At 65.3% G+C, this 14,014-nt stretch carries 6 protein-coding genes; 2 read left to right on the forward strand and 4 right to left on the reverse strand.

All coding sequences use genetic code 11. The annotated features are described in order from the left end of the window. The first annotated feature begins 334 nt into the window (after positions 1-334). The gene (locus tag ASF98_RS00320) at positions 335-1,480 is read left to right on the forward strand and encodes an MFS transporter (RefSeq protein ID WP_055797188.1); all 1,146 of its coding nucleotides are present in this window, start codon (positions 335-337) and stop codon (positions 1,478-1,480) included. Here the strand turns inward: ASF98_RS00320 and ftsY are convergent. Then, entirely contained in the window at positions 1,477-2,691 is a 1,215-nt protein-coding gene (gene ftsY / locus ASF98_RS00325) for a signal recognition particle-docking protein FtsY (RefSeq protein WP_055795955.1), read from the reverse strand. The two genes, ASF98_RS00320 and ftsY, sit on opposite strands and share 4 nt — an antisense overlap. Positions 2,692-2,761: 70 nt before the next feature. Further along, on the reverse strand, positions 2,762-6,397 hold the full coding sequence (gene smc, locus ASF98_RS00330; protein WP_200939266.1) for a chromosome segregation protein SMC: 3,636 nt from the start codon (positions 6,395-6,397) through the stop codon (positions 2,762-2,764). Between the two features lie 380 nt (positions 6,398-6,777). On the opposite strand from smc, the gene ASF98_RS00335 reads away from it, so the two are divergent. Next, positions 6,778-11,550, forward strand: a complete 4,773-nt coding sequence (locus ASF98_RS00335) for a DUF4082 domain-containing protein (protein WP_055795958.1) — start codon at positions 6,778-6,780, stop codon at positions 11,548-11,550. 144 nt (positions 11,551-11,694) lie between these two features. On the opposite strand, the gene ASF98_RS00340 is transcribed toward ASF98_RS00335, so the two are convergent. Both ASF98_RS00340 and ASF98_RS00345 read right to left on the reverse strand, forming a co-directional pair. Next, on the reverse strand, positions 11,695-12,723 hold the full coding sequence (locus ASF98_RS00340; RefSeq protein WP_055795959.1) for a hypothetical protein: 1,029 nt from the start codon (positions 12,721-12,723) through the stop codon (positions 11,695-11,697). Next, positions 12,720-14,009, reverse strand: coding sequence for an MFS transporter (locus tag ASF98_RS00345; RefSeq protein WP_200939267.1), 1,290 nt, complete (start codon positions 14,007-14,009; stop codon positions 12,720-12,722). Before ASF98_RS00345 ends, ASF98_RS00340 begins: the two co-directional genes overlap by 4 nt. Positions 14,010-14,014: the final 5 nt, after the last annotated feature.

Here is a 14,014-nt window from a genome sequence, read left to right on the forward strand (position 1 = left end):
TAGATGCTTTGTTGATCCCGCGGAGTTCTCCGCATGCCCAACGCCTGTTTGCGTTCTAAGACGATTTTTGCCGGGCTGTGTTTCGCCGGCGGAGGAATTAGATGTCCGGGTTGTTACAAGAACCTCCCGGAAGTAAATGGTGCATATCCCACTTGTTACGGTTATGTTTCATCAGTCCCAAACGCACCTCACAGCACCCCGCAAGGACAACGGCACCATGAACGAACGTTTCCGCCCCGGTAAGGCCTTGCCCGGCCGGAATGGCGGCCAATCAGGCCAACCCGGCCCCGCAGCACAGCCTCCCGGCACACGCCTCCCGCGCGATATTAAGGTGATGCTGGTCGCAGCCTTCCTGATTGCGCTTGGTTTCGGGCTGGTGGCGCCCGTGTTGCCCCAATTTGCCACCACGTTCGACGTCGGGGCCACTGCCGCCGCCGTCATCGTGAGCATTTTTGCCTTCATGCGGCTGCTGTTCGCACCTGCCGGCGGTGCGCTGATCGTGAAGCTGGGCGAACGTCCCGTCTATGTGGCCGGCCTGTTGATCGTGGCCGTCTCAACTGCGGCATGCGCGTTCGCCCAGGACTATTGGCAGTTGCTCATTTTCCGGGGACTGGGCGGCGCGGGCTCGGTAATGTTCACGGTCGCGTCCATGGCCCTGGTGGTACGGCTGGCACCGCCGGAGAGCCGCGGCCGGGTTTCCGGCGCCTACGCTTCCGCTTTCCTCATCGGCAACGTCTGCGGCCCCATCGTTGGCGGATTGCTCGCCGGATTCGGCCTGCGCATCCCGTTCCTGGCCTACGCGGCCGCGCTGGTCCTGGCGGCACTGGTGGTCCAGACCCAACTCAGCCATGTGCCAGGGAAGTCACGGAAGGACCGCAGCACCGAGCCGGCGATGGGGCTGGGCGAGGCGATGCAGGACAGCGCCTACCGTGCAGGACTGTTCTCCAGCTTCGCCAACGGCTGGGCGACGTTCGGTGTGCGCATGGCCACGGTGCCGCTTTTCGCCGTGGCGGCACTGGGTGCAGGGCCTGCTGCTGCGGGCTGGGCGCTGGCCGTCTTTGCCGGCGGCAACGCCGCGGCACTGACAGTTTCCGGGAAACTTGCCGACAGCCTGGGACGCAAGCCGATGATGATTGCCGGCCTGGTCCTGACGGGCGTGGCGACGGCTGGAATCGGACTGACCCACGACATGACCTGGTTCCTGGCGGCCTCCGCCGTCGCCGGAATAGGTTCCGGCCTGCTGGGTCCGGCCCAGCAGGCCGCCATTGCCGACGTGATCGGCAACGGGCGCTCCGGCGGCCGCGTGCTGGCGGTCTTCCAGATGATGTCCGACGCGGGCGCCATCGTCGGCCCCGTCCTCGCCGGGCTCCTCGCGGACCGGCTAGGGTACGGCTGGGCCTTCGGCGTGACCGGTGGCGTGCTGATCGTGGCTGCGGCCGGCTGGCTCTTCGCGCGGGAGACCGTCCACCGGCCTGCCTAGTTCAGCAGCGCGTCCACGAAGCTCTCGGCGTCGAACGGGGCGAGGTCGTCCGCCCCTTCGCCCAGCCCGATCAGCTTGACCGGAACCCCGAGCGTCTTCTGGATTGCCACCACGATGCCGCCCTTGGCGGTGCCGTCCAGTTTGGTCAGCACGATGCCGGTGATGTTGACTACCTCCGAAAACACGCGGGCCTGGTTCAGGCCGTTCTGTCCGGTGGTGGCATCCAGCACCAGAAGGACCTCGTCCACTTCGGCCAACTTCTCGATGACGCGCTTGACCTTGCCGAGTTCGTCCATCAGGCCGACTTTGTTCTGGAGCCGGCCGGCGGTGTCGATCATCACGACGTCGACCTCCTGGTCGATGCCCGCCTTGACCGCTTCATAGGCGACTGAGGCGGGATCGGCGCCGTCGACGTCGGACTTCACGGTGGGAACGCCGACCCGCTGGCCCCATGTGGCGAGCTGTTCGGCGGCTGCGGCACGGAACGTGTCCGCAGCGCCCAGCAGGACGTCCTTGTCTTCCGCCACGAGGACGCGCGCGAGCTTGCCCACGGTGGTGGTCTTACCCACGCCGTTGACACCGACCACCATCATGACGGAGGGCTTGTCGGCGTGGCGTTCGGTGCGGAGGCTGCGGTCCATGGTCGGGTCCACGAGCTTGATCAATTCTTCGCGTAGCAGGGCCTTGACCTGCTCGGGGGTCCGTGTTCCCAGCACTTTGACGCGTTCCCGGAGCGCGTCAACCAGCTCCATGGTCGGTGCGGTGCCAAGATCCGCCAGCAGGAGCGTTTCTTCGACTTCGTCCCAGACGTCTTCGTCAATCTTGTCGCTGGACAGGAGCGCGAGCAGGCCCTTGCCGAGGATGTTGTTGGACCTGACAAGGCGTTCGCGGAGCCGGGTCAGCCGTCCCGCAACCGGCAGCGGGGTTTCGACGGCAATGGTTTCAAGCCCCGCGGCGTCGTCCGGGACCTCGGCCGGTTCCAGTCCTTCGAGGTCGACGGCGCCGGGCGCCTTGCGCTCGGTTGTCGCCGCCGGGCGGTCCTCCACCAGCGTTCCGCCCGCGCCGCGCACGGGTTCGACGGGATCGTTGGCGTCGCGGGTGCCCGGGTACTTCGTGATGTTCCGGCGGGTCTTCAGGAGGACCGGGATCAGTCCGCCAACGACCACCAGGGCAGCGAGGATGGCAAGGATAATGGGGAGGATGTCATTCACACCCCTAGCTTCTCACAATCGCGGGACGCTGCCGGAGACTCACACGACGCCGGCCGGGCACGGAGTCCGGCTAAACTTCGGCGCCGAGGCGCTGGCTGATGACCGTTGACACCCCGTCGCCCCGCATGGTGACGCCGTACAGCGCGTCGGCAACCTCCATGGTCCGCTTCTGGTGCGTGATGACGATCAGCTGGCTGGACTCACGGAGTTCTTCGAAGATCGTGATGAGCCTGCCCAGGTTGGTGTCGTCCAAGGCAGCCTCCACTTCGTCCATCACATAGAACGGCGACGGGCGCGCCTTGAAGATGGCCACGAGCAGGGCCACTGCGGTCAGTGAACGCTCGCCCCCGGACAGCAGGGAGAGCCGTTTGATCTTCTTGCCGGCCGGCCGTGCCTCCACCTCAATGCCCGTGGTGAGCATGTCTGACGGGTCGGTCAGGACGAGCCGGCCTTCGCCGCCAGGAAAGAGCCGGGCAAATACGCGGACGAACTGCGCCGAGGTGTCCGCGAACGCTTCGGCGAACACCTTCTGGACACGGTCATCCACTTCCTTGATGATGTCCAGCAGATCCTTGCGGCTGGATTTGAGGTCCTCGAGCTGGCTGCTGAGGAACTGGTGCCGTTCCTCCAGGGCGGCGAACTCCTCCAGTGCCAGCGGATTCACCCGGCCCAGGGACGAGAGGTCCCGCTCGGCTTTGCGGAGCCGTTTTTCCTGCTCGCCGCGGACGAAGGGTTTGCCTTCGGGGATCGGTCTGCCGTCCTCGTCCACCGCCGCGCGGAGGGCCGCCCACTTGTCGCCGGACCCTTCGGCGGGCACCGGCACCGGCTGGTCCGGACCGTAGTCCGCCACCAGCTGGTCCGGCGACAAGCCGAGCTCCTCAACCGAGCGCAGCTCGAGGGCCTCGATCCGCAGCCGCTGCTGGGTGCGGGCAAGCTCGTCGCGGTGCACCGAATCCGTCAGTTCCGCCAGCTCGCGGCTGAGGGCGTCGTTCTGCGAACGTACCTCCACAAGTTCGCGATCCCTGAGCTCCCGTTCTTCCTCTGCCAGGTCCCGGGCGCGGAGGGCGAGATCCACGGAGACGTCCATGAACCCGATGGCCTGCTCCGCCGCAGCCGAAACAGCCGCAGCGCGGCGAGCCTGGAGCCTGCGGCGGCGGGCACGCCGCGCCGCTTCTTCCCGCGCCCGTCGCTCGGCCACCGCGGCACGTTCCAATGAAAGGGCCCGGTTGCGGGTGGCGGTGAGTTGTTCCTCGGCGCTCCGGAGCGAAAGCCTGGCCTCCATCTCGGCAGACCGTGCCGCCGACGCCGCCAGCGCCAGCTCGTCACGGAGCTCGGCCGAGGGCTCCTCATCCGCGGGGGCCTGCTGGGCTGCGTCGAGTCGGGCGGTCGCAGCTTCGAGTGCCTCCTGCTCGGCCACAATGTTTGCCTCGGCCCTTGCCAGCGACGCGCCGAGCCTTTCGCTCTCCCCCACTGCGCTCCGGAGCACCGAGTTCAGATGGCCCAGCCGTTCGGCCACGGCCGCCAGCCGGGCATCTGATTCGTGGAGACGGTCCAAGGCGGCGTCTGCGCGTTCCTGGGCATCGGCCTTTCGCGCCGAGGCCGAGGCCAGCGCAAAACGGTTCCGTTCGAGATCGGCGCCAACCGCGGCGAGCCTCGTTTCGGTGTCATCGACGGCGGCCTGCACTTCCAGCAGGGACGGTGCACTCGCCGAGCCGCCCCGGACGGTTAAGGCTGTGAAGACGTCGCCCGCCCGCGTTGCAACGGTCAGCCCTGGCTGCTCGCGGATAAGCTCCGACGCCGCTTCAAGGCCGTCAACAACCACAGTGGCATCCAGCAAGCTGCGCAGCAGGGTGTCCAGCAGCGGGTCCGCCGCGGCACCGCCGGCGTCAGATGCACTGACCAGGTCCGCAGCCCATCGGGCACTCGGGGCGAGGGGACGTCGGGCCGGCACCGCGGGCACGGCAGGCATCGCCTCCGGGTCGTCCTGCCCCGCCGGGGCCGCCAGCAGCAGCGAGGCGAGTCCGGCGTCGTCGTCCTTAAGCAGTTGCAGCGCTTCGACGGCGGTACCGGCGTCCCGGACGACGACTGCGTCAGAGCAGTTACCCAGTGCAGCGGCGACGGCCGCTTCATAACCGGATTCGACGGAGAGCATCGACGCCAGGGACCCAATGACGCCGGGCAATCCCGAGTCGGCGACGCGGCCGGACCCGTCCTTGCGGTTGAGCCCGAGCTGCAGTGCCTCGCGCCTGGCGAGGAGCGAATCGCGTTCCCGTTCCGCGTCGCGCTCGGCTGACTTCAGCGCTTCAATGTCCGCCAGGATTTCATCCAGGGAAGCGCTGGCATCCTCGTAATCGGCGTCCAGGGATTCCTCGCCGTCCTCGACGCCGGCGACCTGCGATTCCAGCGCCGTGAACTCGCTCTGGGCGCGGCGTCGGCGTTCGTCACCGGCAGCCTGCGAATCCCGGAGCCGGCCAAGTTCGGCTTGTGCAGCCTCAACGCGTGACCGTGCTGCACCGACCTGGCCGGCCAGTTTTGCCAGCCCCTCCCGGCGGTCGGCAGCGGCACGGAGCACCGCAGCCAGCCGTTTGTCTTCGGCACTTGCCGCACTCTCGGCGTCCTGTTTGGCTGCCGTCGCGGCTTCCAGCGCAGTGCGCTTTTGCAGGATCCCGTCTTCCAAGGCGGCTTGTTCCTCGCGGACGCGGGCGGCATTTCTTTCAAGCTGTTCCGGATCCCGTCCCGAGTCCGGGGTCTCGTCCGCGGCGCCCAGCAGCCGGCGGCGTTCCTCCGCAAGCGACCGGAGGGAGCGGAACCTTTCCCGGCCCGCGGATAGCTGGTACCAGGTGTCCCGCGCAGCGTTGAGCTTGGGGGTTGCCTCGGCCGCCTGCCGTTCCAGCGCCGACTGCCGCTGACGACCGTTTTCGAGGCCTTGCTCCACAATGGCCCGGCGCGCCCTCAGCGCGGATTCATCGGCAACCTCCTGGGCCAGGACCGACCGCAACTGCACAAGGTCGTCCGCCAGAAGCCTTGCACGGGCGTCCCGCACTTCAAACTGGACGCTTTGGGCGCGGCGGGCCACTTCCGCCTGCTTGCCAAGGGGGGTCAGCTGCCGCCGGATTTCACTGGTGAGGTCACCCAGTCTCTGCAGGTTCGCCTGCATCGCCTCCAGTTTCCGGACCGTCTTTTCCTTGCGCCGGCGGTGTTTGAGGATCCCTGCCGCCTCTTCGATGAAGCCGCGCCGGTCCTCCGGGGTGGCGTGCAGGACCTTGTCCAGCTGCCCCTGCCCAACGATCACGTGCATTTCCCGGCCGAGGCCTGAATCCGACAGGAGTTCCTGAATGTCGAGGAGACGGCAGCCTGCACCGTTGATGGCGTACTCGGACCCGCCGGTGCGGAACAGCGTCCGAGAGATCGTCACTTCGCTGTACTCGATCGGCAGCGCACCGTCCGTGTTGTCGATCGTCAACGAGACGTGTGCCCGGCCCAGGGGCGGCCGGCCGGACGTACCCGCGAAAATGACGTCCTCCATTTTGCCGCCGCGCAGTGTTTTGGCACCCTGTTCGCCCATGACCCAGGACAAAGCATCCACAACATTGGATTTACCGGAGCCGTTCGGACCGACCACTGCAGTGACGCCCGGCTCAAAGTCGAACGTCGTGGCTGACGCGAACGATTTGAATCCGCGGACGGTCAGGCTCTTGAGGTGCAAGGTGTTTCGGATCTCCTGAGTGGCTGATGTTCTGCGTGGCTGAAGCTGGGTGTTCCTGCCCTAAATCTACTGCGTGGCACCGACAAAGCCCGGATTTGGGCATGTTCATGCAATGAGACCCTTGCCTCGCGTCCCCGCGTGCCCTTAGACTCACGGCTAGAGGTTGCTTGACGCTGCTCGACCCGGTGGTCTCACACCGGATCGACTTGGCAGGATCCAGCGAAGCTGGACTGGCCATGATGCAGTGAGGGGCGTTATCGACGCAACTTCTGATGGACGACAACTGAATATCTTGGTTTGGCTGCGCCGGGGGGCGGCATGCAGGGCAGTGCATTGAGCACCGCCTGATCCGCAACTGCGCACTCACTCCAGGAGTTCACATGTCCGTATCCTCAGTCGATCGCACCATTAAAGCCTTCAAGCAGGTTGTCTTCCTGCTGTCATTGGCCATGGTGGCCGCGCTTCTGCCAGCTGCGGCACCGGCCGCGCTCCTGCCTTTCGCGTATGCGGCGGATCCCTGCGCCCCTGTTGTGAACGCCATAGCATGTGAAAACTCCAAGCCGGGAAGCCCTCCATCCGAGTGGGACATCACAGGCGCCGGTGATTCGGACATCCAGGGATTCTCCACCGATATCAGTGTCAACGCCGGGCAGCCGATCAACTTCAAGATTGATACCAACGCGTCCAACTACACGATCGCCATCTATCGGACCGGCTGGTACCAAGGCCTCGGCGCCCGAAAGATCGCGGACGTCACACCCCTCGCCTTCCGGCAATCACAGCCGCAGTGCCGCTCGGACGTGGCCACCGAACTATACGATTGCGGAACGTGGGCCGTGTCTGCCACCTGGCAGGTCCCTGCCACGGCCGTTTCCGGCGTGTATGTTGCCCTGCTGAAGCGCCCGGATAACGGGTCTTCAAGCCATATCACGTTCATCGTCCGATCGGACGGCAGTCACTCGGATGTGGTCTTCCAGACGTCCGATACTACGTGGCAGGCCTATAACACCTATGGCGGGGCTGATTTCTACCAGGGCGCGGTCAACGGCAGGGCCTACAAGATCAGCTACAACCGGCCCTTTGCCACCAGAGGTGAGTCGTCTGGCCGGGACTTTTACTTTGGCAATGAGTACCCCCTGGTGCGCTTTCTGGAGAAAAACGGCTACGACGTCAGCTATATCAGCGGCGTTGACACCCACCGGAACGGCGCGCAGCTCCTCAACCACAAAGTATTCCTTTCCGTGGGTCACGACGAATACTGGTCCGGTCCGCAGCGGGCCAATGTGGAGGCCGCGCGCGATGCCGGGGTGAACCTGCAGTTCCTGTCCGGTAATGAGATGTACTGGCGGACGCGCTACGAACCCTCCCAGGTTGACGGAGCAGCGTTCCGGACCATCACGTCCTACAAGGAGACTTGGTCCAACGGCAAGATTGATCCAAGCACTGAGTGGACCGGAACGTGGCGCGATCCCCGGTTCGCCTCCAGGGCCAATGGAGGCGGCCTGCCGGAGAACGGACTGACCGGCACCCTGTACATGTCCAACTTCACTGATCTCCCCGTTACCGTCAGCGCCGCTGAAGGAAAGTCCCGTCTCTGGCGGAATACGTCGCTCGCCTCGCTCGCCACGGGAGCCACAGCACAACTGGCACCCCACACAGTTGGCTATGAATCCAACGAGGACCTGGACAACGGGTTCAGGCCCGCCGGGCTGATCAGGTTGTCGACGACGACCGGCCCGACGGACCAGTACCTCCAGGATTATGGCAACACGGTGAAGCCAGGAACGACCACTCACAACACAACGCTGTACAAGGCGGCGAGCGGAGCATTGGTCTTTTCCGCAGGCACCGTGCAGTGGACCTGGGGCCTCGACCAGGAGCACGACGGCAGTGGCGCGGCCGCAGACCCGCGGATGCAGCAGGCCCAGATCAACCTGCTGGCGGACATGGGCGCCCAGCCCGGGACGCGTGATGTTGCGTTAGCCGCGGCATCTGCCAGCAGTGATACGGCAGCACCAACAGCGTCCATCTCCTCCCCCGCCGATGGTGCCACCATTGCACACGGCAGCAGTGTCACAGTTTCCGGCACCGCCAGCGACACCGGCGGCATCGTAGCCGGCGTCGAAGTCTCCACGGACGGCGGGGGCACCTGGCATCCGGCCCAAGGGAAACAAAACTGGACCTACACGTACATCCAGAAGGGACTCAACACGGCCAGCATCAAAGTGCGTGCCGTGGATGACAGCGCCAACATCGGCACAGAGGCGACGCGGAACCTGCAGCTCAGTGGCCCCTACACAGTGTTCGGCCAGCAGGTTCCCGCAGTGCCGGACTCCCAGGACGGCGGCGCCTACGAGCTCGGCATGAAGATCACGCCGACCGTGGACGGCTTTGTCACCGGAGTCCGTTTCTACAAGAGCACCGGAAATACCGGCACCCATGCCGGGACCCTTTGGAATTCGGCCGGTCAACGGCTTGCGACAGCCACGTTCACATCGGAGACCGCATCCGGCTGGCAGAAGGTCCTGTTCAGCCAGCCAGTGGCAGTCACGGCAGGGCAGAAATACACGGTGTCCTACACTGCACCCAAAGGCCACTACTCCATCAAGGATTACCAATGGGCCAGCTTCGGCTTCACTGAGCCTCCGCTTACGGTAGCGGGAGGCTTCGGCAGCGAAGCCGCCGGCGTCTATGGCGGTCCCGATGCTTTCCCGCAAACCAGCTTTGGCAACGGCAACTACTTCGTTGACGCCGTCTTTGACACAGTGGACAACACTCCGCTGACGGCCTCGGGGCATTGGCCGCTGGGCGGTTCATCCAGTGTCCCGCAGGCCACGACGGTCGGGGCCGTCTTCTCCAAGCCGGTGACGGCGTCGAGCGTGCAGTTGACGCTCAAGGCAGCCGACGGCACCACTGTTGCAGGCACAACCGGCTACGACTCAACCACACGCAAGGTGACGTTCACCCCGGGCGCTCCCCTCGCGCTGGCAACCACTTACACTGTGACGCTCAGCGGCACTGCCGCCACCGGCGGGTCCCTGACGGCCGGCGGAACATGGTCCTTTACCACAGTGGTCTCGCCGCCGTCTCCAGGAAGCTGCCCGTGCAGCTTCTACGATGACTCGGTCCTCCCCGGAATCCAGGAGATTAGGGACGGCGTGCCGCTAACCCTCGGCATCCGTTTCTCCAGCACAGCTGATGGCACCGTCACGGGCATCCGCTTTTACAAGTCAGCAGGCAATACCGGAACCCATACCGGTACTCTGTTCACGACCGCAGGGCAGCAACTGGCAACAGTTACGTTCGCCAATGAAAGCACTGCGGGCTGGCAGACGGCGTACTTCAACCAGCCGGTCGGGATGTCCGCCAACACCGAATACGTCATGGCCTACAAGACCTCGACGGGTACCTACTCGGCGACGGTGAACGGCTTCGGACCGGGACTGACCGTGGGTAACCTGCGGGCGAACTCCGATGCGGGCGCCTATTCCTACAGCAACGACTTTCCGAATGTCGGCTCCACTGCCAGCTATCTGGTGGATGTCGTGGTTCAATATCCGGAGCCAGCATTTGTGGCGGGCGCCCAAACCCCGCTTCCGGGTTCGTCCAGTGTTGCGCTGAACACGGCGGTTAGCGCGACGTTCTCCAAGCCGGCAACCGCAGCGAGTGTCCAGTTCACACTGACCGGCCCCGGGGGCACAAACATCCCCGGGACCACGAATTATGACCCGGCGACGGGCAAGGTGACGTTCACGCCGTCTGCAGAACTTGCGGCGGCCACCAGCTACACGGCGAACCTGACGGCCACCTCCACAACAAACCAGCCGCTCAGCGCCGGCGGAACCTGGACCTTCACCACGGTGCCGCTCCCACGGACCGATGGAGTCTGCCCCTGCACCCTTTACCAGGACACGGTGACCCCGACCGTTCTGGAAGTTAAGGACGGAGCCCCGCTGGCCCTTGGCGTACGGTTCGCCAGCTCCACCAGCGGACAGGTCACCGGCATCCGCTTCTACAAGTCCGCCGGCAACACAGGAACCCACACTGGAAGCCTCTTCAGCATCACGGGCCAGCAGCTCGCGACCGTGACATTCACGGCCGAGTCCAGTGCCGGCTGGCAAACGGCAACCTTCAGCCAGCCCGTGGCGATCGCAGCTGACACCGAGTACGTGGCAGCCTACAAGTCGCCGACGGGCACGTATTCGGCAACACCCGGCGGATTCACCACCGGGTTTACCAGCGGACCGTTGCGGACGGCCGCGGACTCCGGCGGGTTCTCGTACAGCGGCGACTTCCCGGGTTCGACGTCGAGCTCCAGCTACCTTGTGGACCTGGTCTTCCAGACGTCGGGGGTGGCGCCTCCGCCTCCGCCCACGCCTTTGACCGTGACTGCACAGTCGCCGGCCCCGAATGCCACCGCGGTGGCGCTCAACGTCCAGCCAAGCCTCACGGTGTCCTCGGCCGTACAGCCGGGCGCCTCACTCACCCTGGCCGCCGGAGGAACCAGCATTGCCGGGGCGTCAGCGCTGTCCGCGGACGGCCGCACGGTGACCTTCACACCGGCACAACAGCTGCCCGCCAATACCGTCATCACGGCGAGCGCCGTGAACTTCGTCTCGCTGGCAGGAGCAGCGCTGGCACCCACCTCGTGGCAGTTCACCACGCTCACTCCTCCGCCCCCCGCACAATCCCTGTTCGCGTCCCTGCTGCCGCAGATCGCAGCGTCAACGGATGTTCGGGCAGTGGAACTCGGCGTGGTCTTCAAGTCCTCCGTTGCGGGATCTGTCACGGCCATCCGCTTCTACAAAGGGACAAACAACACGGGCACGCACACAGGCTCGCTCTGGACGACGTCGGGCGTACGGCTGGCCAAGGTGACGTTTACGAACGAAACGGCCAGCGGCTGGCAGACCGCAACGCTGCCGACCCCCATAGCGCTGACAGTGGGCACGAACTACATCGTGTCCTACAACGCCCCGGCGGGCCGCTACTCCTATACGCCGAACTTCTTTTCCAAGGCGTGGACAAGCGGTGCGCTGACGGCCAGGGCCAACAACAACGGGCTGTACCGTTTTGGTTCGGGAACGGCGGTGCCCAACCAGTCGAGCAATTCGACCAACTACTTCGTGGACGTTGTCTTCGCCCCGAAGTAGGCCGGAACCAGAAGACGTGACACCAGAGGGCCCCTCGGCCACAACGTCGAGGGGCCCTCTGCTGTACCCGCGAGGGAACCCCTTGGGCCCAATTTCGGAGGAGCCCCGTTGGCCGGTACTGCGGGGGCAGATGGGCCCTGGGACTTAGCGTACGACGGACGGCGACCAGGCGTGCTCTAAGTAGAGCGAGGCCTGGGCAGAAGGATCGGTCCTGATCTGCCAGATATCGCTGTCGCCTTCGGCGCCATCGCGGGGCAGTCCGTAGAGCAGTGTTCCGTTATCGAGCCATTCGATCTGATCGTCCACGCTGCGGGGCTCGGACAGAACCGTTTCGGCTCCGCTTGCCAGGTCCAGGATGGCGACCTTCCAGTGTGCGGCCAAGGCCGTAGCGGTGTTCTTTTTGTATGCAACGCGAGTACCGTCCGGCGAAACCGAGGGGCATTCAACGCCGTCGTGGACAGCGGTAAGCGTCCTGGCCGAAATGCTTCCTTTGACGAGCCAGATGCGCCCTGACGACGCCGCAGTAGCATAGAACGCGTCAGCATCCCCGGGGACGAAGGTCACGCCCCAGATATTCCGGTCCGCTGCCGTCACCCGCGAGCCGTTGGCCAGGAGGGCGAAGCCTTCCAGGCTCCCGGTTCCGGCGCCCCCGTCAGTCCGGCTGATGGACGTATCCGTCGAAAAGCCGGAAGCGCTGTAGGAGTGGCCGGAGACAAACACCGTGGTGGATACCAGTGAACCATCAGCGCTCATCCGCGTACGGCTGGGTATCCCCGGCATGGCCCACCGGCCGGTCGGCTGCCATTGCCGGTCCAGCAGGACTGCCTCGAAGTTGGTGACGAGCCCGCGGTTTGTCTTCAGGCAGACGAGGTTCCGGGCGGTGCCGTAGACCCGGTCGCAGGCCTCGGAGGCCAGAGACCGCTGGCCGGCGGGTGCCGACAAGGGAACGGTGCCGGCCATGCCGTACCCCTGTCCCGCGGCCGTGTTGCGGAACAGGACAAATGGGGCCTCCGGAAGTGCGCCCCCCGAGGCCACGCTGACGGCGGACGCTGCCGAGCGGCTGTCCTGGAAGCGCTGGAAGGCGATGGCAGCATAGGAACCGGCAGCGGTAAGGACCACCACTGTAATTGCCAGGAGGATGATCCAGCGTTTCCTGCCGCCTGCGGGGTTCAAGCTGTTTGCCTTTGGTGCGTGCCCGCCCGCATGATCAGCATGGAGGCCGGTACGGCGACGGCCAGGCAGCTGCCCACCACCACCATGGCCGTGGACGGACCAAGTGCGAACCACAGGACGCCAAATCCGGCCGAAGCGGCCATCCGGCTCAGGGCCACAACGGTCTGGGCTGCGCCGATGCCCGTGGCCAGCTTTTCCGGCGGAGTGAGCTGGCTCGCCAGGGCGGCGAGCACCCCATCGGTTGCAGCATAGAAGGCTCCGAGTAATACCAGGCAGGCCAGTGTGGGACCGAATCCGCCAAAGGGCGCAGCAGCGAGGAGATAGCAAAGAAGTAGGGCCACATGCCCCGCCACGAAGACTTTCGCCTTCCCCCAGCGGTCCGCCAACTTGCCAAGCGGGATTGCCAGGATGAGAAACACGACGTTCGTGCCCACGTACAGGAGCGGAAACCACTGCACGGCGAAAGAGTCCCGGTCCTGCAGGACGAGGTAGATGAATCCGTCGCCCACGGTCAGCAGTCCGAGCAGTCCCGAGGCGACGAGCAGCCTGCCAAGTCCAGGCTCCCGCAAGAGGCTCCAGCGGAAGACGAACACCGGGCCCGGCCGCCGTTCCGGCGTCGGTCCCGCCGGGTTTCCGGTTTTCAGGTTGGGTACCAGCAGGGCGAGCGCGGCGACTCCGATCACGGCGAAGGCAAGGGAGACGACGAAGAGGGTGCCATAGCCATCGGGGATCAGCATGAGGATGAAGAATGCCAGTAGCGGTCCACTCGCGGCACCGATGTTGTCCAGCATCCGGTGGACGCCGAAGTGGCGCGCCAGGTATTCGGGCTGGGCGGACACCGTGATCAGCGCGTCGCGCGGTGCCGTACGGATCCCCTTGCCGATCCGGTCACCGGTAACGATCGCCGTCAACGCCCAGAAACCGCCAGCGAAAAGGAAACCGATCCTGGCCACCATCGATAGGCCGTAACCGGCGAGTGCAATCCGTTTTGGATGTCCGCTGCGGTCCGCGGCCCAGCCTGCAGCTATCCTGACAATCGCACTGGCCCCTTGGTTGATTCCATCAAGAATCCCGAACGCAATGGCGGACAGGCCGAGAAATCCGGTGATGTAGAGCGGAAGGACAGCGGATACCGATTCTGAGGAGACATCGGTGAACATGCTGACGACGCCCAGCCAGAGGATGACGGGGGACAGCCGAAACGCCCGCTGGGGCACCGCGGGATCGTTGCTTGCCGGCAGCGCATCCTTCTTGCCGCCGTTCCGATCCGAGACCGAGATATACATGGCCG

The sequence above is a fragment of the Arthrobacter sp. Leaf337 genome (assembly GCF_001423745.1).
Lineage (GTDB): Bacteria > Actinomycetota > Actinomycetes > Actinomycetales > Micrococcaceae > Arthrobacter.